The sequence below is a fragment of the Pelagibacterium sediminicola genome (assembly GCF_003390885.1).
Lineage (GTDB): Bacteria > Pseudomonadota > Alphaproteobacteria > Rhizobiales > Devosiaceae > Pelagibacterium > Pelagibacterium sediminicola.
The window spans coordinates 369296-395046 of record NZ_QMEL01000002.1 but is presented as its reverse complement, the minus strand read 5'-3'; the positions used below and the strand labels follow the sequence as shown (position 1 = coordinate 395046).

At 63.2% G+C, this 25751-nt stretch carries 24 protein-coding genes; 16 read left to right on the top strand and 8 right to left on the bottom strand.

Going from position 1 to position 25751, the window contains the following annotated elements:
* Nucleotides 1-99: 99 nt before the first annotated feature.
* Together DQG18_RS05125 and DQG18_RS05120 are read left to right on the top strand one after the other, a co-directional pair.
* Nucleotides 100-768, top strand: a complete 669-nt coding sequence (locus DQG18_RS05125) for a YiaD family glycine zipper/OmpA-like lipoprotein (RefSeq protein ID WP_116653152.1) — start codon at nt 100-102, stop codon at nt 766-768.
* A 380-nt stretch (nt 769-1148) separates the two neighbouring features.
* Entirely contained in the window at nt 1149-2768 is a 1620-nt protein-coding gene (locus DQG18_RS05120) for an EAL domain-containing protein (RefSeq protein ID WP_198669663.1), read from the top strand.
* 33 nt (nt 2769-2801) lie between these two features.
* On the opposite strand, the gene DQG18_RS05115 is transcribed toward DQG18_RS05120, so the two are convergent.
* From DQG18_RS05115 to DQG18_RS05095, 5 genes are all read right to left on the bottom strand, one after another.
* Nucleotides 2802-3476: a L,D-transpeptidase gene (locus DQG18_RS05115; protein WP_116653150.1), complete on the bottom strand. Its 675-nt coding sequence runs from the start codon at nt 3474-3476 to the stop codon at nt 2802-2804.
* Between the two features lie 80 nt (nt 3477-3556).
* The gene (locus DQG18_RS05110; RefSeq protein WP_116653149.1) at nt 3557-3901 is read right to left on the bottom strand and encodes a hypothetical protein; all 345 of its coding nucleotides are present in this window, start codon (nt 3899-3901) and stop codon (nt 3557-3559) included.
* Between the two features lie 105 nt (nt 3902-4006).
* Complete coding sequence (locus tag DQG18_RS05105) at nt 4007-4351, bottom strand: hypothetical protein (RefSeq protein ID WP_116653148.1); 345 nt, start codon at nt 4349-4351, stop codon at nt 4007-4009.
* Nucleotides 4352-4430: 79 nt separating this feature from the next.
* On the bottom strand, nt 4431-4670 hold the full coding sequence (locus DQG18_RS05100; RefSeq protein WP_116653147.1) for a hypothetical protein: 240 nt from the start codon (nt 4668-4670) through the stop codon (nt 4431-4433).
* Between the two features lie 271 nt (nt 4671-4941).
* Entirely contained in the window at nt 4942-5319 is a 378-nt protein-coding gene (locus DQG18_RS05095) for a response regulator (RefSeq protein WP_157970008.1), read from the bottom strand.
* Nucleotides 5320-5580: 261 nt separating this feature from the next.
* Here DQG18_RS05095 and DQG18_RS05090 point away from each other — a divergent pair, with 261 nt between their 5' ends.
* The 4 genes from DQG18_RS05090 to DQG18_RS05075 all read left to right on the top strand — a co-directional run bounded on the left by DQG18_RS05090 (nt 5581) and on the right by DQG18_RS05075 (nt 9489).
* Nucleotides 5581-5790: a hypothetical protein gene (locus DQG18_RS05090; RefSeq protein WP_116653145.1), complete on the top strand. Its 210-nt coding sequence runs from the start codon at nt 5581-5583 to the stop codon at nt 5788-5790.
* A gap of 120 nt (nt 5791-5910) precedes the next feature.
* Entirely contained in the window at nt 5911-6771 is an 861-nt protein-coding gene (locus tag DQG18_RS05085) for an aminoglycoside phosphotransferase family protein (protein WP_157970007.1), read from the top strand.
* 68 nt (nt 6772-6839) lie between these two features.
* The gene (locus DQG18_RS05080) at nt 6840-7772 is read left to right on the top strand and encodes an AEC family transporter (RefSeq protein WP_116653143.1); all 933 of its coding nucleotides are present in this window, start codon (nt 6840-6842) and stop codon (nt 7770-7772) included.
* Between the two features lie 64 nt (nt 7773-7836).
* Nucleotides 7837-9489, top strand: a complete 1653-nt coding sequence (locus tag DQG18_RS05075; protein WP_116653142.1) for an alpha-glucosidase — start codon at nt 7837-7839, stop codon at nt 9487-9489.
* On the opposite strand, the gene DQG18_RS05070 is transcribed toward DQG18_RS05075, so the two are convergent.
* Together DQG18_RS05070 and DQG18_RS05065 are read right to left on the bottom strand one after the other, a co-directional pair.
* Nucleotides 9476-10510, bottom strand: coding sequence for an AbrB family transcriptional regulator (locus DQG18_RS05070; protein ID WP_116653141.1), 1035 nt, complete (start codon nt 10508-10510; stop codon nt 9476-9478). The two genes, DQG18_RS05075 and DQG18_RS05070, sit on opposite strands and share 14 nt — an antisense overlap.
* Before the next feature lie 5 nt (nt 10511-10515).
* The gene (locus DQG18_RS05065) at nt 10516-11685 is read right to left on the bottom strand and encodes a M20 aminoacylase family protein (RefSeq protein WP_116653140.1); all 1170 of its coding nucleotides are present in this window, start codon (nt 11683-11685) and stop codon (nt 10516-10518) included.
* 101 nt (nt 11686-11786) lie between these two features.
* On the opposite strand from DQG18_RS05065, the gene DQG18_RS05060 reads away from it, so the two are divergent.
* The 8 genes from DQG18_RS05060 to DQG18_RS05025 all read left to right on the top strand — a co-directional run bounded on the left by DQG18_RS05060 (nt 11787) and on the right by DQG18_RS05025 (nt 21210).
* Complete coding sequence (locus DQG18_RS05060; protein ID WP_116653139.1) at nt 11787-12383, top strand: class I SAM-dependent methyltransferase; 597 nt, start codon at nt 11787-11789, stop codon at nt 12381-12383.
* Nucleotides 12384-12536: 153 nt separating this feature from the next.
* Nucleotides 12537-13721, top strand: coding sequence for an amino acid aminotransferase (locus DQG18_RS05055; RefSeq protein ID WP_116653138.1), 1185 nt, complete (start codon nt 12537-12539; stop codon nt 13719-13721).
* A 96-nt stretch (nt 13722-13817) separates the two neighbouring features.
* Nucleotides 13818-14474, top strand: a complete 657-nt coding sequence (fsa, locus tag DQG18_RS05050; protein ID WP_116653137.1) for a fructose-6-phosphate aldolase — start codon at nt 13818-13820, stop codon at nt 14472-14474.
* 154 nt (nt 14475-14628) lie between these two features.
* Entirely contained in the window at nt 14629-15705 is a 1077-nt protein-coding gene (locus DQG18_RS05045; RefSeq protein WP_116653136.1) for an Mrp/NBP35 family ATP-binding protein, read from the top strand.
* A gap of 91 nt (nt 15706-15796) precedes the next feature.
* Nucleotides 15797-17128 (top strand): GH1 family beta-glucosidase, encoded by a 1332-nt coding sequence (locus DQG18_RS05040; protein WP_211199059.1) that lies wholly within the window; start codon nt 15797-15799, stop codon nt 17126-17128.
* A gap of 367 nt (nt 17129-17495) precedes the next feature.
* On the top strand, nt 17496-18860 hold the full coding sequence (locus DQG18_RS05035; RefSeq protein WP_116653135.1) for an ABC transporter substrate-binding protein: 1365 nt from the start codon (nt 17496-17498) through the stop codon (nt 18858-18860).
* Between the two features lie 143 nt (nt 18861-19003).
* Entirely contained in the window at nt 19004-20005 is a 1002-nt protein-coding gene (locus DQG18_RS05030; protein WP_198669686.1) for a carbohydrate ABC transporter permease, read from the top strand.
* A 26-nt stretch (nt 20006-20031) separates the two neighbouring features.
* Nucleotides 20032-21210 (top strand): carbohydrate ABC transporter permease, encoded by a 1179-nt coding sequence (locus DQG18_RS05025; RefSeq protein ID WP_116653380.1) that lies wholly within the window; start codon nt 20032-20034, stop codon nt 21208-21210.
* A gap of 120 nt (nt 21211-21330) precedes the next feature.
* Here the strand turns inward: DQG18_RS05025 and DQG18_RS05020 are convergent, their stop codons facing one another.
* Nucleotides 21331-22365, bottom strand: coding sequence for a LacI family DNA-binding transcriptional regulator (locus tag DQG18_RS05020; RefSeq protein WP_198669662.1), 1035 nt, complete (start codon nt 22363-22365; stop codon nt 21331-21333).
* Between the two features lie 467 nt (nt 22366-22832).
* Here DQG18_RS05020 and bglA point away from each other — a divergent pair, with 467 nt between their 5' ends.
* Both bglA and DQG18_RS05010 read left to right on the top strand, forming a co-directional pair.
* Nucleotides 22833-24524 carry a beta-galactosidase BglA gene (gene bglA, locus DQG18_RS05015; RefSeq protein WP_116653132.1) on the top strand — a complete coding sequence of 564 codons (1692 nt, stop codon included), beginning with the start codon at nt 22833-22835 and terminating at the stop codon, nt 24522-24524.
* Between the two features lie 93 nt (nt 24525-24617).
* Nucleotides 24618-25715 (top strand): ABC transporter ATP-binding protein, encoded by a 1098-nt coding sequence (locus DQG18_RS05010; RefSeq protein ID WP_116653131.1) that lies wholly within the window; start codon nt 24618-24620, stop codon nt 25713-25715.
* Nucleotides 25716-25751: the final 36 nt, after the last annotated feature.

Below are 25751 nucleotides of genomic sequence, written 5' to 3'. Positions count from 1 at the left end.
AAATCGGGGTACAAAGGTGTCGAAACAAGGCGGCAACCAAGTTCCTGCCGCAATTGATCTGCAACACATCCGGTACAATTTCAAAGCGGTGGAAGAATCATGAGAAAACAGGCAGTCGCGTTCGCAGCGTTATCGGCACTTTTGCTGGCAGGGTGCACGACGACCAATCCGTTCACTGGCGAGAGCCAGATCTCCAACACCGCGGGCGGAGCGCTGATCGGCGCGGGCGGTGGAGCTCTCGGCGGCGCCCTGATCGGCGCGGCGGCTGGCGATGCGCGTATCGGTGCTCTGATCGGGGCGGGCGTCGGCGCGCTGGCGGGCGGCGCCATCGGCAACTACATGGACCAGCAGGAAGCCGAGCTTCGCGCCCAGCTTCAGGGCACCGGCGTTTCGGTGACCCGGATGGGCGATAACATCGTGCTCAACATGCCCTCCAACATCACCTTCGGGGTCAACCAGTCCGACGTCCAGCCCCAGTTCCAGTCGACGCTTACTTCGGTGGCGCTGGTGCTCCAGAAGTACAATCAGACGCTGGTCGACATCATCGGCCACACCGATTCCACCGGCTCGGCGAGCTACAACCTCACCCTCTCCCAGCAGCGCGCCACCTCGGTGGCCCGCGTGCTGTCCCAGAACGGGGTCAACTCGCAGCGCTTCTTTGTCGAAGGCCGCGGCTTCTCCCAGCCGATCGCCACCAACGACAACGAGCAGGGCCGCTCGCAGAACCGGCGCGTGGAAATCCAAATCATCCCTCTGCGCACCAGCTAGCCGGTTTCTTTGTCCCCGGGGTTAGAGAGCCCTGCGGTTGGCGCTCCCCTCTCCCCTTTCTGCGTTTGCAAGGGTCCACTGGACCCTTGCGTTCCGGCGGTGCGGGAACCGCTTGAAAGTCCCCCACAAGGGGGGAGATGCTGGCCTTGTGCGTAGGGGCAGCCAAGCAAAGGAAACACCCTCCCCTTGATGAAGAGGGCTAGGGAGGGGTGAAGGCCACACACGCGGATCCATCTGCGATAGCTCTGTCCCTCGAAGGGAGGGACTTCGATACCGGTCGGGCCGCAATCCCTTTTCCCCCGCTATCGCCAAGTGGATGATTTTCATCCATACTTTCCCGTATGCGTCGCCTTTCCGGAACGGGCGGCGGGGGAGGGCATATGGCCGGATTGGCGCGTTTCCTTGTCTCGGAACGCTATCAGAAGCCGTTGATCGCGCTGATCTGGCTGGTTGTCTTCGTGCTCTGCATGGCCGTGGTGCTCATCATTTCAGCGGCCAATATGCGCGACTCCCTGCGCACCGAGACGGACAAGTCGCTGGCCGAATACATAAGGCTGCGCACCAATGTGCTCTCGACCTTCGACCGCATGGACGAGTGGCTGACCGCCATTCCCTGTTCCCCCGAATATATGGTCCAGTTGCGCCGCGTCGCCTTCCTGCCCGACGGGATCAACGAGTTCGGTCACGTGCGCGACGGCGCGGTGATCTGTTCGGGCAATGCCGGGACACTGGCCCAACCCGTGCCGCTCGGGCCCCCCGACATATCGGGGGAGAACCCGTTCGCGGTGTCCTTCTGGCTCGATCGCGATCTGGCGTTTCTGGCGCTCGAGGGGCTGACCGCGACGATCGTCGTGCGCGGGCCGCATATGATGGTGGTGCCCATGCAGCCCCCGCCGTCCGGCCTGCCCGGCTGGCTCGATCAGGAGGTGGTGGTCCAGAGCGAGGGGGACTGGTGGCACCGGTCCGGTACGCCGGGGCTTTATGCCACCGCGCTCGATGCGCCTTCCGGGCCCTTCCCGCATCGGGGCAGCTATTTCCACACCGGCTGCGATCCGGTGGGGCTCCATTGCGTCACCTCGCGCATTCCCTTTTCGGGCATTTTCAACGCAGGGGTGCTGGGGACGGCGATCGTCCTGCTCGGCACCGCGATCTTTGCCGCGATGGCAGCGGTCATCATCCATGGGCGCATCCGGCAGCATTGGTCGTTCGATGCGCGTTTCCGCCGCCATGTCGAAGAGGGCGTGGTCTGTGCCTACCAGCCGCTGATGTCCACCCGGACCGGCGAGATCGTGGGGTGCGAGGTGCTGGCGCGCTGGCGCGATCTGGACGGCACGATCGTTTATCCCAACGTCTTCCTGCCGGTGGCCGAAAAGGCCAACCTGACCCTGCCGCTGACGCTGGCGGTGGTGCGCACCGCGCTCAGGGAGCTTTCGAGCGGTATCGGGCGCAAGGATTTCCAGATCAATTTCAACATCTCGCCGCGCGATTTCTCGGTGGAAACGCTTGCGACCATCTTTCCGCCCGGCGCTCCGGTTCCCGACGGGATGCGGATCGTGGCCGAAATCGTCGAGACCGAAAGCCTGCCGGTCGAGCCGGTGCAGACCGCGATTGCAAGGCTCCGCGAGCGGGGCATCGCCACCTATATCGACGATTTTGGCGTCGGCTATTCCAATATGCACACCCTCGCCCTGCTCGATGTCGAGGGCGTCAAGATCGACCGCTCGTTCGCCATGGCGCCGGACAATTCGATCATGGCGCGCATCCTTGGCCTCGCCATCGAAATGTCCCATGCTTCGGGCCGGGCCATTGTGGTCGAGGGCGTGGAAACGCGCGAGCGGCTTGAAATGTTGCGCGCCAACCCGCTCGTCGATATCGCGCAGGGCTATTATATCGCGCGGCCCCTGACCATCGACGCCTTCCGCACGTTTCTCGCGGCCTGGACGCCGTTCGGCGGGCCCCCGAAGGAAAAGCCCGCCAGCAGGCGCAGGAAAGCCGGTTAGGGCCGATTGCCCGGACCGGGCCGGGCAATGGACTTAGACGACGACCAGCGTCGAGCCGAACCTGACGCGGCTGGCAAGGTCGATGATATCGTGGTTGAGCAGCCGCACGCAGCCCGAGGAGACCGCAAGGCCGATGGTCCAGACCTCTTCGGTCCCATGGATACGATAAAGAGTGTCGCGGTTGCCCTGATGGATATAGAGCGCCCGCGCGCCCAGCGGGTTGTCGATCCCCGGCGGCTGGCCATGGCGCCATTGCTCGAGTTCGGGCTGGCGCTGGATCATCTCGGCGGGTGGCGTCCAGACGGGCCATTCGCGCGCATAGGCGATATGCCCGCGCCCTGACCACTCGAACCCGGCGCGTCCCAGCCCCGCGCCGTAGCGCATCGCCATGCCGTCTTCCTCGATATGATAGAGATAGAACGCCGCCGTATCGACGACGACCGTGCCGGGCCGTTCCGTCGTGGGGTAGGCGACCCGCTGGCGGTAGAATTGCGGCTTGAGGTAGTGCAGGTCGACCGCGGAAATCGGAAATTCTTCTTCCGGCAAGGCGCGATACATCATCGTGACCTCGGGCGGGATCGGCGGCGGCAGATTGGCGGTGGCACGCGTGCCGGAGGATGTGGTGGTACAGCCCGCGGCGGTAACGGCCAGAAGGCTCGACGCGCCCGCAAGGAAACCGCGTCGCGAAAGGGTCGTTGACTGGATCATCTGTCTGTTCTCGTGAAATTGAAAAGGTCGCCGCCTGCCATGGACTAAGGCGCGCGGGGGAAAAATCGGTAGCGGGAGGGTCAGGCGCGTGGCGGCGGCAGGTCGAGTTCGGGGCCGTCGCATTGGGTGGGAGAGAAAGTCGCGCCGGAAAACACCTCCACCGCCGGGGGCGTCGCTGGGAGCGGCGCCTGGGTTCCCAGAACGGGTTCCGGCCCGCAAGAGGTTACCGCAAGGCCGGTCCTCAGCTTTTTCCAGCAGCGCATGGCTTTGGGCTCCGCGTGGCCTGTTTCGGCCACCGGAGTGGAAATCGTCTCTTCGATGCAGATGCCACCCTTGGGGCTATCCGGCGTCTTGGCCGCGGCCAGCACGGTAAACGCCAGAATCAGCCCCAGGGCAAAAAGGGCAATCGGAAGAATTTTGTTCATGGCCCGCTGGTTAGCAGATCGAACCGGGCGCAATCATGGCCGGTGCTGGTCACAAATAAGTCAGCACCGCTTTCCTAACCCTTGGTGTGGCAGTATGGCAACACTCTACCACCAGTGCCGGCTATGGGCGTTCTCGTACTGGAGCTGGCACACCGCATAACCGATCCCGAACCCGATGGCGGCGGCAAGTGTCAGCGCGGTGCCAGCCCCTGCGGGATTGCGCCGTGCCACCCGCGCCACAGCCTTGGCTTCATCCTGGGCGAAATCGGCGGCGCGCCGCACGTTCCTGGCCGCGCCGTCGGCCAGTTCCTGGGCCTCTTCGCGAAATTCCTCGATCCCGATGCCGTGATCGTGCAATGACTGCGTTATCGCGTGAAGCTGATCGCGCAACTGCGCGATCTGGTCTTCGACGGCTTCCCGCGCATCCTCGGCAATATTATGCTGCGCCATGCTCGAACTCCTTGTGCCTGTCGTGCCAAAACAACGGGCGTGAAGGAGACCGGTTCCATGGGCGGCGAACGGCGAGCGATCAATCGTCGATCCCCATCATCGTCCCGCCGGTCATCGAGCCGCTGCCCGAATGAACCGGGTTGTCGCTGGCCGTCATCTTCGCTGTTGTCGGACAGATCTCGCGCTCGACCGTGCGAACGGCGACTTGGCCATTCTCGTCGAGATAGGCGACCTCCTGGGAAACCGTCTGGCAGCGCGGCCCGCAGGCGCTGAGCGCGATGGCCACGAGCGCGGAAATCCCGATTGCATAGAGTCTCATGATTATCCCGTTCCTCTCAAAACCGGCGAAATGTAACCAACAATGATGCTGATAACTAGGGCAGTTCGGGAGAATCATCGGCGTGGCGGAGGCTTTGCGCTGGACCCCGGTAATAAATACCGGGGTGACGCAGGAGTTTGTGGTTGGCTGCGGGCCAGCCTCCCCCTTCGATGTCACCCCGGTATTTATTACCGGGGTCCAGTGATCCCAGCCCAACCATCCGGGCATGTCGTTTCCATCAAAAACTGAAACGGTCTGGCCGGAACGGCCCTTACGCGGCCATCGGGAGAAGCCGGGAGAGCTCGCCGATCAGCTTGGCGGGCAGGCAGGGTTTGACGCACACGGGCACTTCGGGGAAGACGTCGCGCAGCGTTTCGCGCTCGGGCTGGCCTGTGTAAAAGAGGAACGGAATGCCGCGCTGGCGCAACTGTTCGGCGGCGGGAAACACCTCTTCGCCCCGAAGATCGATATCGAGAATGGCCAGATCGGCGGGCTCTTGCAGAGCGGCCTGTTGCGCAGCGGCCAGCGTGACGTGGGGCCCCGACACTTCCGCGCCGGCATTTTCCAGTGCGTCGGCGAGTTCGAGCGCGATGAGGAATTCATCCTCCACGAGCAAAACTCGGCATCCTGCCAGGGTCGATCTGCTCACCGGCCAATTCCCGTCGTTCCGTCGGCATGTACGATTAAACCCTGACAGTGTGCACCCCAGGACGTTGCCGCAACCTTAATCGGCGCGATTCATCGAGTCGGAACAGTTTTACACAAATGTTTCCGGCGCGATTAAGCAGCCGTTTAGCGTGAACCCAGCCCGGTGTGCGCTTTGGCCAATTATGGCAACGCCTGCCACGGATCGAACCCGGTTGGGGCGTAACATTGGATATCGGCAATTCGATTCGTTGGTATCTCGATCATGGCATCCGTCTACATGCTGGCAAAAGACAAGCTCGAGCAGGTGCGCGCCGCGCTCTCGGCCGACGCCATCTACGATGCCGAAGCGGACCACCTGCTCACATTGACGATCCGGCGTCTTGGCGAACTCGACGACCTTGCGGTCACCGGCCTTGCCCCGAAACCGGACGGCACCCGCCATAACCACGCCTTGATGCCGTGGCTTGGCTGATCTCGATTCCCGGCCAGTCCACCCTGGAACCCGGCCCGCATCGACAAAGTTGGGTAAAAGGGGAAGACTGTTCCCGAACGCCACTGATTCCGCACGATAAAGATCAAAGCGATGGAGCCGATGGGGACAAGACCCTCGACCGCACCCACCGATACGATTCTCAACAAGGCCGCGATCCGCTGGGGCCTGTCCAAGTTCGCGCCGGTCGCCGAAACGGGCGAGGCGTGGACATACCGTGCCGAGCGCGAAGATGACGGGCCCGCCGCGCTGCGCATCTTCAAGCCCGGCCATACCGGAAAAGCCGAGCAGGTCGGCGCCTTGCTCGACTGGTATCGCGGCGACGGCGCCATTCGCCATTACGGCACCTCCGAGCAATGTATTCTCACCGAGTGGTGCGAGGGAAAGCTGCTGTCCGAGCCGGCCAATGACGGCAAGGACGATCAGGCGACCGGTGCGATCGCCAATCTCGTCGGCATGCTCCACGTCACTCGCCCCGCACCACCCGAAAACCTCTTGCCGCTGCGCGAGCATCTGGCCGATTTCCAGGCCGCTGATGTTCGGCTCTGGCCCGACACCGCCCGCGATCTTTATGCCCGCTCGGTGGGCATCGCCTATGGCGTATTTGACAAGCCCGCGGCGGAAATCCCCCTCCACGGCAATATCCACCACGACCGCATCGTGCTGGCCGAACGCGGCTGGGTTGCACGTACGCCACTGGGGCTTCTGGGCGACCCGGCCTGGGATGTTGCCCCCAGTTTCCTCCACCCCTGGGGCAAGGTGAAGCTCGGGGCCGACCCGGTGCGCATCAACGCCATGGCTGACGCGTTTGCCGCGAAGCTGGGCCTGCAACGCAAGCGTATCCTGGCCTTTGCCGCGATCTATGCCGCCGACTCGGCGTGCCGCGCGCTGGCCGAGGGCGGATCGATCAACTGGCAGCTTGCCGTCCTGCCCAATCTGCTGGCGGTGTACGGCGCCGCCTGACTGTGCCGCGCGATTGACCTTTCGGGCGGGGGAGTGTCATTTGGGCATCCGACCATCACGGCCAGTCCATGCTCTCCATTCTCAACGTCGTCGCCCCCGTCTTTACCCTTATCGGCATCGGCTATCTCGCCGTAAGGCTGCGGTTCTATCCTGCCAGCGGCGTTGGCGGGCTGATCGTTTATGTGAACAATTTCGCCACCCCCTGCCTTTTGTTTCGCGCCATGATCGAGGTCGATCTGGGGGCCGCGTTCAATCCCGCCGTGATCGGACCATTCTATATCGGCGCGCTTGCCGTCCTTGCCGTTGGATGGCTGATGGCCCGCGCGCTGTTCGGGCGACCGCCGGGGGAAGCGGTATCGGTGGGGTATTCGGCGACGTTTTCCAACACCGTTCTGGTGGGTATCCCCGTGATGCATCGCGCTTATGGCGATGCGGCCATGCCGATCGTCTATTCGATCATCGGCCTGCACGCACCGATGCTGCTGACCCTCGGCACGCTGGTGATGGAACTGGCGCGGCGCGATGGCGGCAAGATTTCCGCCGCGCTCTGGCAGGGGGTCAGCAAGGCCGTGACCAACCCAATCCTGATCGGTATCGCGGCGGGACTGGCAGGCAATTTCGCCGGGCTCGAACTGGGTGGCGTCGTCGATGACGTGACCTTGCTGTTCGCCTCGACCGTGATGCCGGTCGCCCTTTTCGGGCTGGGCGGGGCGCTCAACCAGTATCACCTTGCCGAGACCTGGGGGCAGGCGCTGACGATGACGGTCCTCAAGCTCATCGTCCACCCGCTGATCGCCTGGGTGCTGATGGTGCCTGTGCTCGGCGTCGACCCCGCCATCGCCCGCTACGGCGTCCTGCTTGCCGCCATGCCGGCAGGGATCAACATCTATATCTTTGCCACCTACTACCACCGCGCGGTGGACGTGGCGGCCAACACCATACTGCTCACGACAACGCTGTCGGTGATAACGATCACCACCTGGCTTCTGGTGCTGGGATAACCGGGGAGCGGTTGACAGGACGCCTCGCGCGTCTTGAACTGGTGGCGATGTAAAGGAGAGTCCGATGACCCAGTGGTGGCGCGGCGGGGTGATCTACCAGATCTATCCCCGTTCGTTTCAGGACAGCAATGGCGACGGCGTGGGCGATCTGCGCGGCATCCTCTCTCGGCTCGAACACGTCGCGAGTCTCGGCGTCGATGCCATTTGGCTCTCGCCCATCTTCCCCTCGCCCATGGCCGACATGGGCTATGACGTGGCCGACTATACCGATATCGACCCCCTGTTCGGTACGCTGGCCGATTTCGACGCGCTGATTGAAAAGGCGCACGAACTTGGCCTCAAGGTGATCATCGATCAGGTTGCGAGCCACACCTCCGACCAGCATCCGTGGTTCAGGGAATCGAAAAGCTCGCGCACCAATCCGCGCGCCGACTGGTACGTCTGGGCCGATCCCAATGACGACGGCACCCCGCCCAACAACTGGCCCTCGGTGTTCGGCGGCCCCGCTTGGGAATGGAACGGCGCGCGCCGGCAGTATTACCTGCACAATTTCCTCATCGAGCAGCCGGACCTCAACTTCCACAATCCCGAAGTCCAGGAGGCCATTCTCGATGCCATGCGCTTCTGGCTTGACCGGGGCGTCGACGGCTTTCGCTTCGATACCGTCAACTACTATTTCCACGACGCCGAACTGCGCTCCAACCCGCCCGCGCCCGAGGAAGAGGAAACGCCCCTCGAGATCGACCCCTACGGGATGCAGTACCACCTCTATTCCAAGAATCGGCCTGAAAACATCGCGTTTTTACGGCGTGTCCGCGCGCTGCTCGATCAGTATCCGGGCACGACCACAGTGGGGGAAGTGGGCGAGGCGCATCGGCCGATCGAGATCATGGCGGCCTACACCTCGGGCGACGATCTTTTGCACATGTGCTATTCCTTCGCCATGCTCGGGCGGCAGTTCAGCCCGGCCCATTTCCGCTCGCGCGTCGAAAAGTTTTTTGCCGGGGCGCCGGATGGCTGGCCATGCTGGAGCTTTTCAAACCACGACGTCGAGCGCCACGTCAGCCGCTGGGAATCGCACGCCGTCACCCCTCAATCTTTCGCGCGGCTCACGGTCGGCCTGCTGCTGTCGCTCAAGGGCTCGGTCTGCATCTATCAGGGCGAGGAACTCGGGCTGCCCCAGGCCGAACTCGAATATGAGGAACTAACCGATCCCCCCGGTATTCGCTTCTGGCCCGACAAGAAGGGCCGCGACGGTTCCCGTACGCCCATGCCCTGGACCGGGGAAGCCAATGGCGGCTTTTCCGAGGGCAAGCCCTGGCTGCCGGTCAAGCCACCCCATCTCCAGCGCAATGTATCGGCGCTGGAAGGCGAGCCGGGCTCGCTGCTCCACTATTATCGTGAAATCCTCGCCTATCGGAAAGCGAACCGCGCGCTCGTCGATGGGGATATCGACTTTCTCGAGACCGGCGCACCGATCCTGGCCTTTACGCGTAAGGGAGAAGGGCGCAGCCATCTGTGCGTCTTCAACCTTTCCGCAATGCCGCACGCTGTCGCGCTCGGTGATTTCCCCTCGGAGGCCGGGCTCGCCGCCGTCTCGAACGGAGCGGCGCTGGCGGGTGGAACCCTGACGCTCGAAGGCAATGGCTTTGCCTATATCGCATGTGGCGAGAGGTCGGGCCCGGCCTCGCGGGCGCTCCCGGTCAGGTCGCTTTAGCCGTATTCCGTAGCATCATGGCTACCACGGGAATGGCAAAGGTGAGGAGCAGGAGCCGGAAGACGTGGTGCGCGGCAATGAAGGCGGTGTCATAGCCCAGCGCGATCCCCAGCGCCCCCATGCTTTCGAGCCCGCCCGGAGAAAGCCCCAGCCAGATCTGGCCGACCGGCATGTCGACGAATTGCGCGGTGATGAGAGCGGTGAGCGTAACGATGGCCACAGCAATGGCCGTCGATCCGATTCCGCCCGCCAGCGCGTTTGCCATGTCCTTGCGTGAAATCCCCGCGAACCGCGAGCCGATCAGTGCGCCCATGCCGATAAAGGTGGCATCGATCAGCAATTGCGGCAGTTGGCCGGGAAAAAGGCCGGCGAGCTTGAGGACGGTCGCGGTCGCCATCGAGCCGAGCACGTAGCCGGCGGGAATGCCCATGCGGTTAAAGACCCAGCCGGAAAAGGTGCAGGCCAGCGCCGCCATGGCGAGGGTTTCCATTGCCATGGGCTCGGCGCCCGCGCCCGCGCTGAAATCCCCGACCGGCAGGAACAGCGCACCGATGGGCGCAAAAAGCGTCAGCAAGGCAACGCGGATTGTCTGGATAACGACGATCTGGCGCGAATCGCCGGTCCCCGCCGTCGCGAGCGCGACGATGAAGGACAGATGCCCCGGAAAGGAGCTCAGATAGGCGGTGGGTTTGTCGAGCCGGAAGACCCAGGTCAGGAACAGCCCGCAGGCCATGACGATCAGGATGAGCTCGATGACCAGCGCCAGAAGGGTAATGGGCCATTGTCCGATAAGCTGGAGCGTGTCCGGGGCAACGCTCGCCCCCATCGACAGCCCCACCCCCACGAACAGCACGTTGCGCGCGCCATTGGGCACCACAGCCTTGAACCCTGCCGCGACCGCGATCGTCACCGCGATCGCGCCGCCCATCAGCATGGCCCCGCCAATACCGGTGAACCCCATGGCGATGGCGCCGATGGTGGAAATCGCCAGGGTAAGGAGCGTGCGGACGGCGAGCGGCATGGAGGCTATGCGGCAGGCAGGAGGCGTTCCGCGACCCGCACCCAGAAGCTCACCCCATAGGGAATCGCCTCGTCGTTGAAATCATAGGCGTCGGTATGAAGGTCCGAACTCTCCCCGTTTCCCACAAAGATATAGGCGCCGGGCCGGGCGTTGAGCATATAGGCGAAATCCTCCCCGCCCATCATCGGATCGATGTTGGTATCGACGTTGTCCTCTCCCACGATCTCGCTTGCGACCGAGGCGGCAAAGGCGGTCTGGGCCGGTTCGTTGACCGTTATCGGATAGCCGTGCCGGTAGGTGACCGTCGCACTGGCGCCGAACGCCTCGGCAAGCTGGGGCGCGAGACGCTTCATGCCCTCTTCCATCTGGCGGCGCACACTCTCGTCGAGTGTGCGCACTGTACCCTTCAATTGGGCGGTGCGCGGGATGACGTTGTGCGCGGTGCCCGCATTGACGGTGGTGACTGAAAGCACCGCCTGCCGGATCGGGTTGACGTTGCGCGACACCAGCGTCTGGAGCCCGGTGATGATATGGGCCGAAACGATCACCGGGTCGATCGCCAGATGCGGCATGGCCGCGTGCCCGCCATGGCCTTCGATGTCGATGATGAATTCGTCGGTCCCCGCCATGATCCCGCCCTCGCGGATGGCGAACCGGCCAAGCGGAACCCCCGGCATGTTGTGCATGCCGAAAACCTCGGAAATCCCGAACCGCTCCATGATGCCGTCCTCGACCATCTCGCGTCCGCCGCCGCCGCCTTCTTCGGCGGGCTGGAAGATCACCGCCACCGCGCCATCGAAATTGCGCGTTTCGGCGAGATAGCGCGCCGCGCCCAGCAGCATGGCAGTGTGCCCGTCATGCCCGCAGGCGTGCATCAGGCCCTGATTGGTCGAGGCATAGGGCTTGCCGCTCGCCTCGGTGATCGGCAGCGCGTCCATGTCGGCGCGCAGGCCCACCGACCTGCCGCTCTGGTTGGTGTTGCCCCGGATGATGCCCACGATGCCCGTGCGGCCAAGCCCGGTCACCACCTCGTCCACGCCGAAGGATCTGAGCTTTTCGGCAACGAACGCCGCGGTGCGGTGCACCTCGAACAGCAATTCGGGATGGGCATGCAGGTCGCGCCGCCAGGCGGCGATGTCGGCCTGGAAATCGGCGATGCGATTGATGATGGGCATGGAAAATCCTGGAGGGATAGTTCAGTAAGGACATAGTTTCGGCCCCCGCGTATGGCGCGTCAATGGGCAGAAGGCAAATTGTCGACCCGGGTTTGAGAACCATGCCATCCGATGCTCCCCTCACCATAGACTTCATCGGCGGCACCGTCGGCTATCGGCTGCGCCGGGGGGAGGGGCGAGGACAGGCGCTGCCCAGGGCGGTGGGCATGGCCAAGGGGGCAACGCCTTCCATCGTCGATGCGACGGCGGGCATGGGACGCGATGCGTTCCTGCTCGCTTCGCTGGGCGCAAACGTCACCTTGATCGAGCGCAACCGTGCGGTGCATGATGCGCTGGCCGAGGCGATGGCGCGCGCGGGGGATTCTTCCCCCGAACTTGCCGCGATCATTTCGCGCATGACGCTGCTCCACGGCGATTCCCGCACACTTCTGGCCGGGTTGAACCCCGAGGTCGTTCTAGTCGACCCCATGCACCCGCCGCGCGGAAAATCGGCGCTGGTCAAAAAGGAAATGCGCGTCCTGCGCGGGCTGGTGGGCGATGATCCGGACCAGCGGGAGTTGATCGATGCCGCCCTCCAATCGGCGCGCCAGCGGGTGGTCCTAAAATGGCCCCTGCGCGCCGCCTCGCCCGAGGGCCTGCGCAGGCCCAGCCACCAGATTGCGGGCAAGACCACGCGTTATGACGTGTTCATGGTTTGAAAGCGGGTAGCATCGCAGGGATACGATTTGAAGCGCTGTATTCAATTCGAGGTCGCCCGACATCGCGCTCGTTTTCGCGTATGATTGCATTGCAAACCGGGCCGCACGGACTATAAAGGCCCCGCGCCTATCCGTCTTTTCCCGAGAGAGCAAATGTTCGAAACCCTGACCAAAGCACCCCAGGACAAGATTTTCGCGCTCATGGCCGAAATTGCCGCCGACGACCGGCCCGGCAAGATCGATCTGGGCGTCGGCGTCTATAAGGACGACGAGGGCGACACCCCCGTCATGTCGGCGGTCAAAAAAGCCGAGGAGCGGATGCTCGCGACGGCAAGGACCAAGACCTATATCGGTGTCGCCGGCAACAAGGCGTTCTGCAACGCCATGGTCGATCTGGCGCTGGCCGGCGCGGCGCCTGCCGACCGGGTGCGTGCCGTGCAGGCGCCGGGCGGTACCGGTGCGCTCTGGATCGTGCTGACGCTTTTGAAGCGCGCCAGGCCCGACGCGACGGTGTGGATTTCCGATCCCTCCTGGCCCAACCACAAGCCCATGGCCGAACAGGCCGGATTCAGGGTCGAGGCCTATCCCTATTTTGACCCCGCGACCCGCAGCGTGCGGTTCGAGCAGATGCTCGCAAAGCTCGATACGCTCGGGCCCGACGATATCGTGCTGCTCCATGGCTGCTGCCACAACCCGACCGGCGCGAACCTCACGCCCGCCCAATGGGACGAGGTTGTCGCCTCGCTCTCCCGGACCGGCGCCTTCCCGCTGGTCGATCTGGCCTATCAGGGGTTCGGCGACGGGCTGGAGGAAGACGCCTATGGCGCGCGCGCCGTCGCAAGGGCGATCCCCGAATTCGTGCTGGCGACGAGCTGCTCGAAAAATTTCGGCATCTACCGCGAGCGGGCCGGCTGCGCGATCGTCGCGGGCAAGAATGCGACGGCAGCCGACATTGCCAATTCCCAGATGCTCAACATTGTGCGCGGCGCCTATTCTCAACCGCCCGACCACGGCGCGGAAATCGTTCGGACGATCCTTGAAGACAAGGAATTGCGCGCCGAATGGCAGGCCGAACTCGAAGCCATGCGCCAGCGGATGGTTGCCAACCGCCAGGCGCTGGCCGACGCGATCCGCGCGCGTTCCAATAGCTCCGATTTCGATTTCGTGGCTGAGCATCGCGGCATGTTCTCGCTGCTCGGTCTCGGGGTCGAGACGGTCAACGAACTGAAAGCGCAGAACGCGGTCTATATGCTCGATGACAGCCGCATCAACATCGCCGGGCTGGCCGACGAGCGCATCCAGCGGCTCGCGGATGCCATTGTCGGCGCGACCCGCTGATTTAGGACAAAATTCCGGTCCACCGCCTTGCAGTCGACCGGCCCATGACCCATCTTGGTCGTTAGACTAAAGTATGATCCCGGAAGGGGAGAAAAAATGAAGTTCTTTGTCGATACAGCCGAAGTGAACGAAATCCGTGAACTTCACGAGATCGGCCTGCTCGATGGCGTGACCACCAATCCCTCGCTCGTTGCCAAATCCGGGCGCGATTTCAAGGAGGTGGTCAAGGAAATCTGCGAACTTCTGCCCGGCCTGCCGGTTTCGGCGGAAGTGGCCGCGACCGACTATGACGGCATGATGGCCGAAGCCGGCGTGCTCTCGAAAATCGCCGACAACGTCGTTGTGAAACTGCCCCTGACGCTCGCCGGCCTCAAGGCCTGCAAGGCGCTGACCGACAAGGGCACCAAGACCAATGTGACGCTGTGCTTTTCGGCCAACCAGGCACTGCTCGCCGCAAAGGTCGGGGCGACCTATATCTCGCCCTTCCTTGGCCGTCTCGACGACATCAATCTCGACGGCATGCAGCTCATCGAGGACATTCGCCAGATTTACGACAATTACGGCTTCAACACCCAGATTCTCGCTGCCTCGATCCGCTCGGCCAACCACGTGTCCGATGCCGCGCTCGCCGGCGCGGACGTTGCAACGATCCCGCCTGCGGTGCTCAAGAAGCTGGCCGACCACCCGCTGACGGACAAGGGCCTCGACGCCTTCGTCAAGGATTGGAAGTCCACGGGGCAGTCGATTATCTGATCCTGACGTTTGTGGCGGGCATCCTCCTGGACCCCGGTAATAAATACCGGGGTGACATAGAAGTTGGGGTGGATACAGCCAAAACCACTATTGTCCTTCCGGGATTTATTCCCGGAATCCAGCACGATCCCGCAAGGAAGGCTAAAAGTCGAGAATGGCGGACGATGCCGTAAAGGCTGAAATCATGAAGGCGTTGGGTGCCATCGAGGTGCCCGGAGGCGCTTCGCTCGCCGAGTTCCCCGGCCTTTCCGACATCATCGTCACCAAGGGCGCGGTCGCCTTTGCCATCTCGGTGACGCCGGGCATGGAAGCCGCTTTCGCCCCGGCGCGCACGGCGGCCGAGCAGGCGATCTCAGCGATTGCGGAAGGGCGCAAGGTGATGGTGTCGCTGACCGGCGACAAGCCGCCCGCCCAGGCCGCGGCCGGTGGAAGGCGCCCCGGCCCGCCGCCCAAAACGCCCGTTCCCGGCATCCGCAATATTCTGGCGGTCGGCTCGGGCAAGGGCGGGGTGGGCAAATCCACCTGTTCGGTCAATATCGCACTGGCGCTGTCGGCGCTGGGGCTGCGCACCGGCATCCTCGATGCGGACCTTTACGGCCCCTCGATCCCCAAGCTGCTCGGCATCGAGGGCGAGCCCGCCCTGCGCGATGACGGTATCTTCCGCCCCTTCGAGGTCCATGGCCTCAAGGCCATGTCGATCGGGCCGATGCTGGCAGGCAATCAGGCCGTGGTCTGGCGCGGCCCGATGGCGACCTCGGGGCTGCGGCAATTGCTGCGCGAAACCGATTGGGGCGAACTCGACGTGCTCGTCGTCGACCTGCCTCCCGGCACCGGCGATATCCATATCTCGCTGGTCCAGCAGGTGGAACTGGCCGGAGCCGTAATCGTCTCGACCCCGCAGGACATGGCGCTGATCGATGCGAAAAAGGCCATCGACATGCTGGCCCGCACCGGCGTCCCCATCGCCGGGATCGTCGAGAACATGAGCTATTTCATCGCCCCCGACACCGGCGCGCGTTACGACATATTCGGCCATGGCGGTGCCGAACGGGCGGCACGGGAACTCGGCCTGCCCTTCCTTGGGCAGATCCCGCTCGTCATGGCTATAAGGGAAGGCTCGGACGCCGGGCGCCCCGCCGTTGCCACAGCTCCCGAGGGGCCGGAAGCCCGCGCCTTCCTCGATATCGCGCGCGCGTTGCAGCCGATGCTGGAAAGAGTCCCCGCAGCCTGACTTCGCCTCCTGGATTCCGGATGGTGACAGAAACCCGCGAGTCTGCTATTTTTTGCTGTAATCGATTACAATTTGGGCGGAGTTCCACGCCATGCTGCTCAGTCACAAGCGCGCCGATTTCGGCGAAGGGTTCCTGTTCGGCGCGGCCACCGCCGCCTACCAGATCGAGGGCGGCCAGACCGAGGGCAGGGGCTCGTCCATCTGGGATACGTTCGCCGCCACGCCCGGCAATGTCCACAATGGCGACAGCGGCAAATATGCCTGCGACCACTATAACCGCTATGCCGAAGACCTCGACCTTCTCGCCGATGGCGGGTTCGATGCCTATCGCTTTTCCTTCGCCTGGCCGCGCATTCTGCCCCAGGGCAAGGGTGAGGTGAACCAGCGCGGCCTCGATTTCTACGACCGGCTGATCGATGCCATGCTCGAACGTAACCTCAAACCGTTCGGTACACTCTACCACTGGGATCTTCCCAGCGCGCTCCAGGACCGGGGCGGATGGCTGAACCGAGACATCGCCGGCTGGTTCGCCGACTATGCGGTGCTGATCTCCCGGCGGTTCGGGGATCGGCTTGCCTCCACCGCGACGATCAACGAGCCGTGGTGCGTTGCCTTTCTTTCGCACATGCTCGGCATCCATGCCCCCGGACACCGCGACGTGCGCGCCACGGCGCGCGCCTCCCATCACGTGCTGCTTGCTCACGGTACGGCCATCGAAGCCATGCGCGCTGTGGGCGGCAAAAATCTCGGCATCGTGCTCAATTTCGAGATCGCGCATGGCGCGACCAACAAGCCCCAGGATATGGCGGCGGCTCGCCTCTGGGACGGCATTTTCAACCGCTGGTATCTCGATGGCATCTTCCGGGGCAAATATCCCGCCGATGTGCTGGCCCATTTCACCCCGCACATGCCCGACGCTTTCGCAAGGGACATGGAAACGGTTGCAACCCCCATCGACTGGCTGGGCGTCAACTACTATACGCGCGGCCTTTACGAGCACGATCCGGAGCGGGGCGCCTTCCCGATCCGCAAGATCGAGGGGCCGCTGGAAAAGACCGATATCGGCTGGGAAATCTTCCCGCAGGGCCTTGAAGACATCCTGACCCGCATTTCCGCCGATTATACCTCCATCCCCCTCTATGTCACCGAAAACGGCATGGCGGAGGTTGAAGGCGTCGACGATCCACGCCGCGTTGCCTATTACGACGCGCATTTGGGCGCGGTCCTTGCCGCCCGGCGCCGGGGCGCCGACGTGCGCGGCTATTTCGGCTGGTCACTGCTCGACAATTACGAATGGGCCGAAGGCTATGCCAAGCGTTTCGGATTGGTCCACGTGGACTATCAGACCCAGAAGCGCACCCCCAAGACCTCATACCGGGCGTTCCAGGAACTGCTCACCGGCGCCAACCGTCAGGTGGCGTGAGGGTTCAACGAACTCTGTCCCTTCGCTACCCCGGGCCTTGAGCCGGGGCCATGCCTCGATATCCGCCGGGATGGAGGGTTCGTTGTGGGTCCCGGCTTTCACCGGGGCAGCGAGAGGGGAGAGAATGGCGGCGTTTCCCGGAATCCCAAGCAACGCCAATCGCCACGCGCCAGACGGAACAAACCGCCCGCGCGATACTGTCTTGGCAACGACACGGGATTGTGTAACCTTTCTGTCTGCCGTCAAACGACGAGTGCGTTGCTCCAAATTGCAGCGAAAACGTTTTGGTTGCCAAAACGTTTTGGAAGTCGTAAGCGGCATTCTCGGCGCTTCATGCGGCGCCTTACATGTGTCATGGGAGGACTACATGCACAAAACTCTACTGACCGGGGCCTCCGCTCTGGTGCTTTCTCTGGCTGCCACGTCGGTGTTCGCTCAGGACATCGCGCGCGGAGAGGGCGATTTCAGCTGGGACTCGCTCGATGCCTTCGAGGCCGAATATGGCGATGTTTCCGGATCGCTGAAGTTCTGGACCCCGTGGAACAGCCCTGAAGAATCCGCGCAGTGGGCGGCCGTCGTGTCCTATTTCGAGGAAACGACCGGCGTTTCGGTGGAACTGGGTTCCTCGCCCAACTACGAAGAGCAGGCCCGCATCGACATTGCCGCCGGTTCGCCCGCCGACATCACCATTCTTCCCCAGCCCGGCCTTCTGGCCGATTTCGCTTCCCAGGGCGCTCTGGTCGAACTGGGTGCCGACTCCACCGACTGGCTGGCCGAGAACTACGCCGCCGGCGAATCCTGGGCCGAGCTTGGCCAGTTCGAGGGGCAGGACGGCGAAGTCCGCCAGTATGCCTTCCCCTTCAAGCAGGAAGTCAAATCGCTGGTCTGGTATTCGCCCGACAACTTCGCCGAGGCCGGGTATGAAGTGCCCGAGACGTTCGAGGACCTGCTGGCCCTTCAGGACCAGATCAAGGCCGATGGCGGCACCCCCTGGTGCATTGGTATCGAATCGGGCGGGGCGACCGGCTGGCCGGCGACCGACTGGATCGAAGACATCATGCTTCGCATCAATGCGCCCGAAGACTATGACGCGTGGGTCACCAACGAACTCAAGTTCAACGATCCCAAGGTTGTCGCCGCGCTCGACGTGTTCGGCGATATCGTGAAGGACGACGCCAACGTCGCCGGCGGCACCGCCTCGGTCGCGACCACCGCTTTTGGTGACAGCCCTGCGGGCCTCTTCACCATTCCGCCTCAGTGCTACCTTCACAAGCAGGCATCGTTCATCGCCGCCTCGTTCCCGGCGGACACGCAGGCGGGCGTCGATTACGATTTCTTCTATCTGCCGCCCTATGAGGCCCACGCCGAACTCGGCCGTCCGGTCCTCGGCTCGGGTACGCTCGTGTCCATCACGCGCGATTCCGATGCCGCCCGTGCGTTCATCGAGTATCTCAAGACCCCGCTCGCGCACGAAATCTGGATGGCCCAGGACAATTCCGCGTTTCTCTCGGCCCATTCGGGTGTGAACCTGGATGTCTATTCGAGCGACGCGCTGCGCCAGCAGGGTGAAATCCTGCTCGAAGCGACGACCTTCCGGTTTGACGGTTCGGACATGATGCCCGGTGCGATCGGCGCCGGCGCGTTCTGGAGCGGCATGGTCGATTTCGTCAACGGCCTTTCGGCACAGGAAGCCGCCGACCAGATCCAGGCGGCCTGGGACACCATCGACTGAGCGGCAACGCTGCCCATCCCGAAAGGGGTGTGATACACTTTCTCCCGTGGCGGGCTGTCCGCCTGCCATGGGGTTTTAGAAAAAAACCATCTCATGAACGACGTGGCTGGCGGAACACGCCGCAGGGGAGCGAGAGGTCGATGGTGGTGCAGGTTCTCAACGCCATTCTGGCGGTGCTGATCGCTCTTGCGGCCGCGCTGGCGTATTTCTGGGGCACCAACTGGCTGCTCGACAAATTCCTCAAATCCGATAACGCTGCGGAATCGGCGGAGGCCGACAAGCGCCGCACGGCGGTACGGCCCTGGCTGTTCCTGTTCCCGGCTCTTTTGTTTCTTACCATCTATCTCGTCTATCCCGTTTTCGAGACGGTGAGGCTGAGCCTTTTCAATTCCAACGGCTCCCGGTTCGTGGGGCTTTCCAACTACTGGTGGGCGTTCGGCGACGGGCAGTTCCGCCAGTCGCTGATCAACAATTTCCTCTGGCTGCTGATCGTTCCGGCCCTGTCGACCGCCTTCGGCCTCGTCATCGCCGTGCTGGCCGACCGCGTGTGGTGGGGCAATATCGCCAAATCGCTGATCTTCATGCCCATGGCGATTTCCTTTGTCGGGGCGTCGATCATCTGGCGGTTCGTCTATGCCTATCGCGGGCCCGATCAGGAGCAGATCGGCGTGCTCAACGCCATCGTCACCGGCTTCGGCCTGCCGCCGCAGAACTGGATCACCATGGTGCCGTGGAACTCGCTGTTCCTCATGGTCATCCTCATCTGGATCCAGACCGGTTTTGCCATGGTGATCCTGTCGGCGGCGCTGCGCGGCATCCCCGAGGAAACCGTCGAGGCGGCGCGCATCGACGGGGCCAACGAGGTCCAGATCTTCTTCACCATCATGATCCCGCAGATCGTGCCGACGCTCACCGTCGTCTGGACCACCATCACCATTACCGTGCTCAAGGTGTTCGACATCGTCTTTGCGATGACCGGGGGGCAGTTCCAGACCGAGGTTCTGGCCAATCTCATGTATTCGTGGATGTTCCGCAGCGGCGATTTCGGCCGGGGATCGACCATCGCGGTCATCCTGATGCTGGCCGTGCTGCCGATCATGATCTGGAACGTGCGCAACGCCAACCGTGAAGAGGGGACGCGCTGATGAGCACCGTCACGACCTCCGCGCCCATGGCGGCTGCCGCCACCTCCCAAGACCGTCCGGGCTTTTTCGCCCGGCTCAGGATCGGGCGCATCATCGCCAATCTCGCGCTCCTCCTGATCGTCGCGATCTGGACGTTTCCCACGGTAGGCCTGCTCATTTCCTCGGTGCGCGACGCCGACCAGCTTGCCGTTTCGGGGTGGTGGACCGCGCTCACAACCTCCCAGAGCCAGGGCGCCTCGCGTCTGGGCGCCGCTTCGACACAAGCCGAGGAAGGCGGGCTTTACGTCATCTCCGGCGATATTTTCACCGACGACGCCCTGGCGCTGCAGGCGGTAGGCATCACCAGCCGCGAGCCCGGCGGCTTTGCCGTGGGCGATGTCATCGAGATGCCGCAGGGCGGCGAACTGGTGGTGTCCGAGGATGGGGCCTACCGCTGGACCTCGCCGGTGGCCTTCGAGTTCTCGGGCGCCCCGCGCGTTTATTATGTGGCAAGCGAACCGCCCGTCTTCACGCTCGATAACTACGTGACCGTGCTGACCACTGACGGGGTGGGCCAGTCCTTCGTCAACTCGATGACGGTGGCGATCCCGGCGACCCTCGTGCCGATCCTGATCGCGGCCTTTGCCGCCTACGCGCTGGCATGGATGAGCTTTCCGGGGCGGGGGTGGCTCGTGGCGCTGATCGTGGGCCTGATGGTCGTGCCGCTCCAGATGTCGCTCATCCCCATCCTGCGGCTCTACAACGGCATCGCCGCTCCCTTCGGCGGGCAGGCGCAGGGCTATCTGGGGGTATGGCTGGCCCATACCGCCTTCGGGCTGCCGCTCGCGGTGTTCCTGTTGCGCAACTACATGGTCGGCCTGCCGCGCGAGATCATGGAAAGCGCCCGCATGGACGGGGCGACCCACTTCCAGATCTTCACCACCATGGTGCTTCCCCTGAGCTTTCCCGCGCTGGCGTCATTTGCCATCTTCCAGTTCCTTTGGGTCTGGAACGATCTTCTGGTGGCGCTGATTTTTCTTGGCTCGCAGGACAGCCAACTCGTCCTCACCGGACGGCTGATCAACCTCATCGGTACGCGCGGCAACAACTGGGAACTGCTGACCGCCGGGGCGTTCATTTCCATGATCGTGCCGCTGGTCGTCTTCTTCTCGCTGCAACGCTACTTCGTGCGCGGCCTGCTCGCCGGTTCGGTCAAGGGCGGCTGACCCGAACGAACAAAAAAAGTCCTCCCTCCTCCAAGGGAAGGGCCGCCCCTCCTGGGGGCGGCCTTTTTTGCCCCTCCCTTCGCTGTCCCGGCTTTCGCCGGGGAAGCGAAGGAGAAAATGTCAGGCGAACAGCACCTTGTCGCCGATGGCCGCGGGGTCGACCCCCTCCGCGAGATCGAACAGGGAAGGGATCAGCGTGCCGCTGCGCTTCTTGCGCTCGCACTGGCGGATCACTTCGGCGACCAGCGCGCGTCCCGCCGCGCGCAGCGAGGAGCGCACGAAGGTCATGTTTTCCCCATCATTGGGCAGGTGCAAATATTGCAGCTCGTCGTTCATCGCCGCGATCATCACGTCGCGCCCCGGCTCGCGGCCCGCGCGGCCGAGCGCCGAGTGGCCCTCGACGGCCAGAAGCACCGAGGAATAAAGAAAGGCCGTGATATCGGGCTCGCCCAGCGCCAGTTCGGTCAATTGATAGCCCGCCTCGAACATGGGGTGCGAACCGCGCAGGTAAAGACAGGTGTCGTGCGGCAGATCCAAGTCGCGCAGCGCGTCCTCCACCGCCCGGCGCCGCGTGAGCGCATAAAGAAAGCGTTCGTCGCCATTGATGAAGGCGAAACGCTTGTGACCGTTGGAAACGATCAGCCGCGTGAGATTGTAGAAATTGCCGTAATTGTCGACATCGACCCAGCCATAGCGGTCCTGCGAGCCCTCGCGGCCGTGAACGACGAAGGGCACGCCCGCATCGAGCAGGAAATCGATACGCGGGTCGCCGGGCTGGGGAAGATCGACGATGAATCCGTCGACACTGCCATCGCTGACATAGCGCTCATAGGCCGCCATCTGGCGCTCGGGGGTTTCGCTGGTCATGACGATGTCGTAATGGCTCAGCCGCGCTTCGCGCAGCACCCCGGCCATCACCTCGACGAAATGGGGGTCGACGAACTTGTTGTCGTCATCGGACTGGACCCAGGCGATCGAATGGCTGCGCTTGGTCACCAGCCGCTGGGCGTTGCGGTTGGGGGTGTAGCCGAGGCGCCGCGCCGCTTCCACGACCCGCTTGCGCGTCTCTTCGCCGACATCGGAATAGCCGTTGAGCGCGCGCGAGATGGTGGTGATCGAGAGGCCGAGCTCGGCGGCCAGATCCTTGATCGTCACCTTGCGCATCCCGCGCGGCGATGCGCGCCTGGGCGGTTGCGGCACCATCACGCCAACGCCCGGCTGTTCTCATGATGCTGGGTTAGCAAAACCCGCTCCTTCCTCGCCCCTCGCGAGTTACCCTCCAAGAGCGTTTCCAGAATAAGTGGTATCCACTTGTTCTGGAAACGCTTTAGCCGATACATACAGCCTTTCGATAAAGCAAGCGCGCGGAGGTCACAAATCCCATTGACGAAAAGGGAAGCGGACGCGTATCAATCGGACTGCCAAAACGTTTTGGGGAGCGGGCAGGGATGCGCCCGGCCAGGCGTTTTCAAGGGGGAGAGGGACAAGTCTCACACAGCGGTTGCCGATGATGGCTCCCGGGAACAGGTGCCGGGTCCTGCCACAATCACCGGAGCGCGCTGTTTTCAATAAAGCCTGAAACGATCAAGCCGATTTTCTTTTTTGGAGAGTCCCGTAGCGGCATGAGCTATTTTTCACTCGAATCCATGCAGACCCAGCACCCGGCCGACCGGTCCGATGCCGATGCGAACTGGTGGCGGGGCGCCGTCATCTACCAGATCTACCCCCGCTCGTTTCAGGACCAGAACGGGGACGGGATCGGCGATCTCGTCGGGATCACCTCCCGGCTCGAATATGTCGCCGACCTCGGCGTCGATGCCGTCTGGCTGTCGCCGGTCTTTACGTCTCCCATGAAGGATTTCGGCTACGACGTCTCGAACTATCGCGACATCGACCCGCTGTTCGGCACCCTCGAGGATTTCGATCGGCTGGTCGAAAAAGCGCACGCGCTCGGGCTCAAGGTCATCATCGATCAGGTGATCTCGCACTCTTCGGATCGCCACCCGTGGTTCTCGGAAAGCCGGATCTCGCGCACCAACGGAAAGGCGGACTGGTATGTCTGGGCCGACCCCAAGCCCGACGGTACCCCGCCCAACAACTGGCTCTCGATCTTTGGCGGCTCGGCCTGGCAATGGGATGGCCGCCGCATGCAGTATTACCTGCACAACTTTCTTGCCGCCCAGCCCGACCTCAACTTCCACAACCCGGCGGTGCAGGATGCGCTTCTGACCGAGATGCGCTTCTGGCTCGAACGCGGCGTCGATGGTTTTCGGCTCGATACGGTCAATTTCTATTTCCATTCGCAAGGGCTCGAACCCAATCCCCCTGTCCGGCCCGAGGAGTTCAACACCTCGACCGCCCCGGCGGTGAACCCCTACAACCTCCAGGATCATCGCTACGACAAGAGTCAGCCCGAAAATATCGCGTTCCTCAAGCGCGTCCGGGCGCTGCTCGACGAGTATCCGGGGACAACCAGCGTCGGCGAGATCGGCGATGCGCAGCACCAACTTGAGATCATGGCCCAATATACATCGGGCGATGACATGTTGCACATGTGCTATACGTTCGACTTTCTTGGCGGGGAATATTCGGTGGACCATTTTGCCCGCGCCATCCGCGCGGTTGCCGAATCCGCCCCCGATGGCTGGATATGCCTTGCCTTTTCCAACCATGACGTGGTGCGCCACATCACCCGCTGGGCCCCGCACGGGTTCGAGGACATGCTGGGACGGCAGGCGATCGCGCTTTTGCTCACCATGCGCGGCTCGGTCTGCATCTATCAGGGCGAGGAACTGGGGCTCACCGAGGCCGAACTGGCCTATGAGGACCTGGCCGATCCCTATGGCATCGAATTCTGGCCCGAGTTCAAGGGCCGCGACGGGTGCCGCACGCCCATGGTCTGGCAGGCCCATGTCCATCAGGGCGGCTTTTCCGCGGCCAACCGAACCTGGCTGCCGGTTCCCGCCCAGCATCTTCAGCTTGCCGTCGACCAGCAGGAGGAAGCCGCCAACTCCATGTTGCATGTCTATCGTGCCATGGTGCGCTTCCGCCGCGAGAATCGCGTTCTGCATGACGGCGCGATCAATGTGCTGGACGATACCCCCGAAGGAGTCCTTGCCTTTCGCCGGTCGCTTAAAGGGGACGAGCTGTTCTGTGCGTTCAACATGAGCGCCGAAGCGGTCCAGTATACGCCCCAGGCGGGGCTGTTTCTCGAAGAAGCGGGCGCACCCTGCACCAATACCGCGCTGGAAGACGGGCGGTTGAGCTTCGGGCCGTTCGGCACGTATATTGGCCGGATCAAACGAGGCAACTGAACAATAAGAGCGCCTAACAAAACCAGAGATGGCCACTATGGGGTTTGGATGTCTCTGGTTCTGTTAGGCACTCTAAGGCCCAAGGGAGGGACCATGTCTGACCTCAGGATTACCAGCCTCTACAAGCGCTACGGCAATGTGGAGGTTCTAAAGGACATCAATCTCGAAATCCGGTCGGGCGAGTTCATTGTCTTTGTCGGTCCCTCGGGCTGCGGCAAGTCCACCCTGCTGCGCACCATTTCCGGTCTCGAAACGATTACCTCGGGCACCATCGAAATCGGGGGCAGGGTGGTCAACGACGTCGCTCCCTCCAAGCGCGGCATCGCCATGGTCTTCCAGTCCTATGCGCTCTATCCGCATATGACGGTCTTCGACAACATGGCCTATTCGCTGAAACTCCAGCGCACGCCCGCCGCCGAGATGAGGGAAAAGGTCGAGGCCGCCGCCGATATGCTCCAGCTTCGCCCCTATCTCGAACGTCTGCCCAAGGCGCTCTCGGGCGGCCAGCGCCAGCGCGTCGCGATCGGCCGGGCCATCGTGCGCAACCCTGAGGTTTTCCTGTTCGATGAGCCGCTCTCCAACCTCGACGCCGCGCTGCGCGTCGCCACCCGCATGGAGATCGCCAAGCTCAAGGAATCGCTTCCCCAGACCACCATGGTCTATGTGACCCACGATCAGGTCGAAGCCATGACGCTGGCCGACCGTATCGTGGTGCTCAACGAAGGCAGGGTAATGCAGGTGGGCTCGCCCATGGAGCTTTACGACCATCCGCAATCCCTGTTCGTCGCCGGTTTCATCGGCAGCCCGAAGATGAATTTCCTCACCGGCGAGGATGCCGCCAAATATGGTGCGGCAACCGTGGGCGTGCGCCCCGAGCACCTTGAGATCCGACTCGAGGGCAAAGGCGCGTGGAGCGGCAAGGTCATCTATTCGGAAAATCTGGGTTCGGACAGCTACGTCTATGTCGATATCGGGGGCGAGGAGCCGGCGATCGTGCGGCAGGAGGGCAAGGCCTCCTACCACGCCGGCCAGACCATCAGCTTCGGTCCCCAGGGCGACCTGCTGGTGCACCGGTTCGACGCCGAGGGGGAGCCCGTGACGGACGGCGTCGCAACGCCCTCCAGGGCTCCGGCGAAACGCTCCGCCCCCAAGGCTACGGCGCGCAAGACAGCGGAAAAGCCCCAAGCCTGAACGGCTTTTCGGACGCGCCCGGCTGGTTCTCCCGGA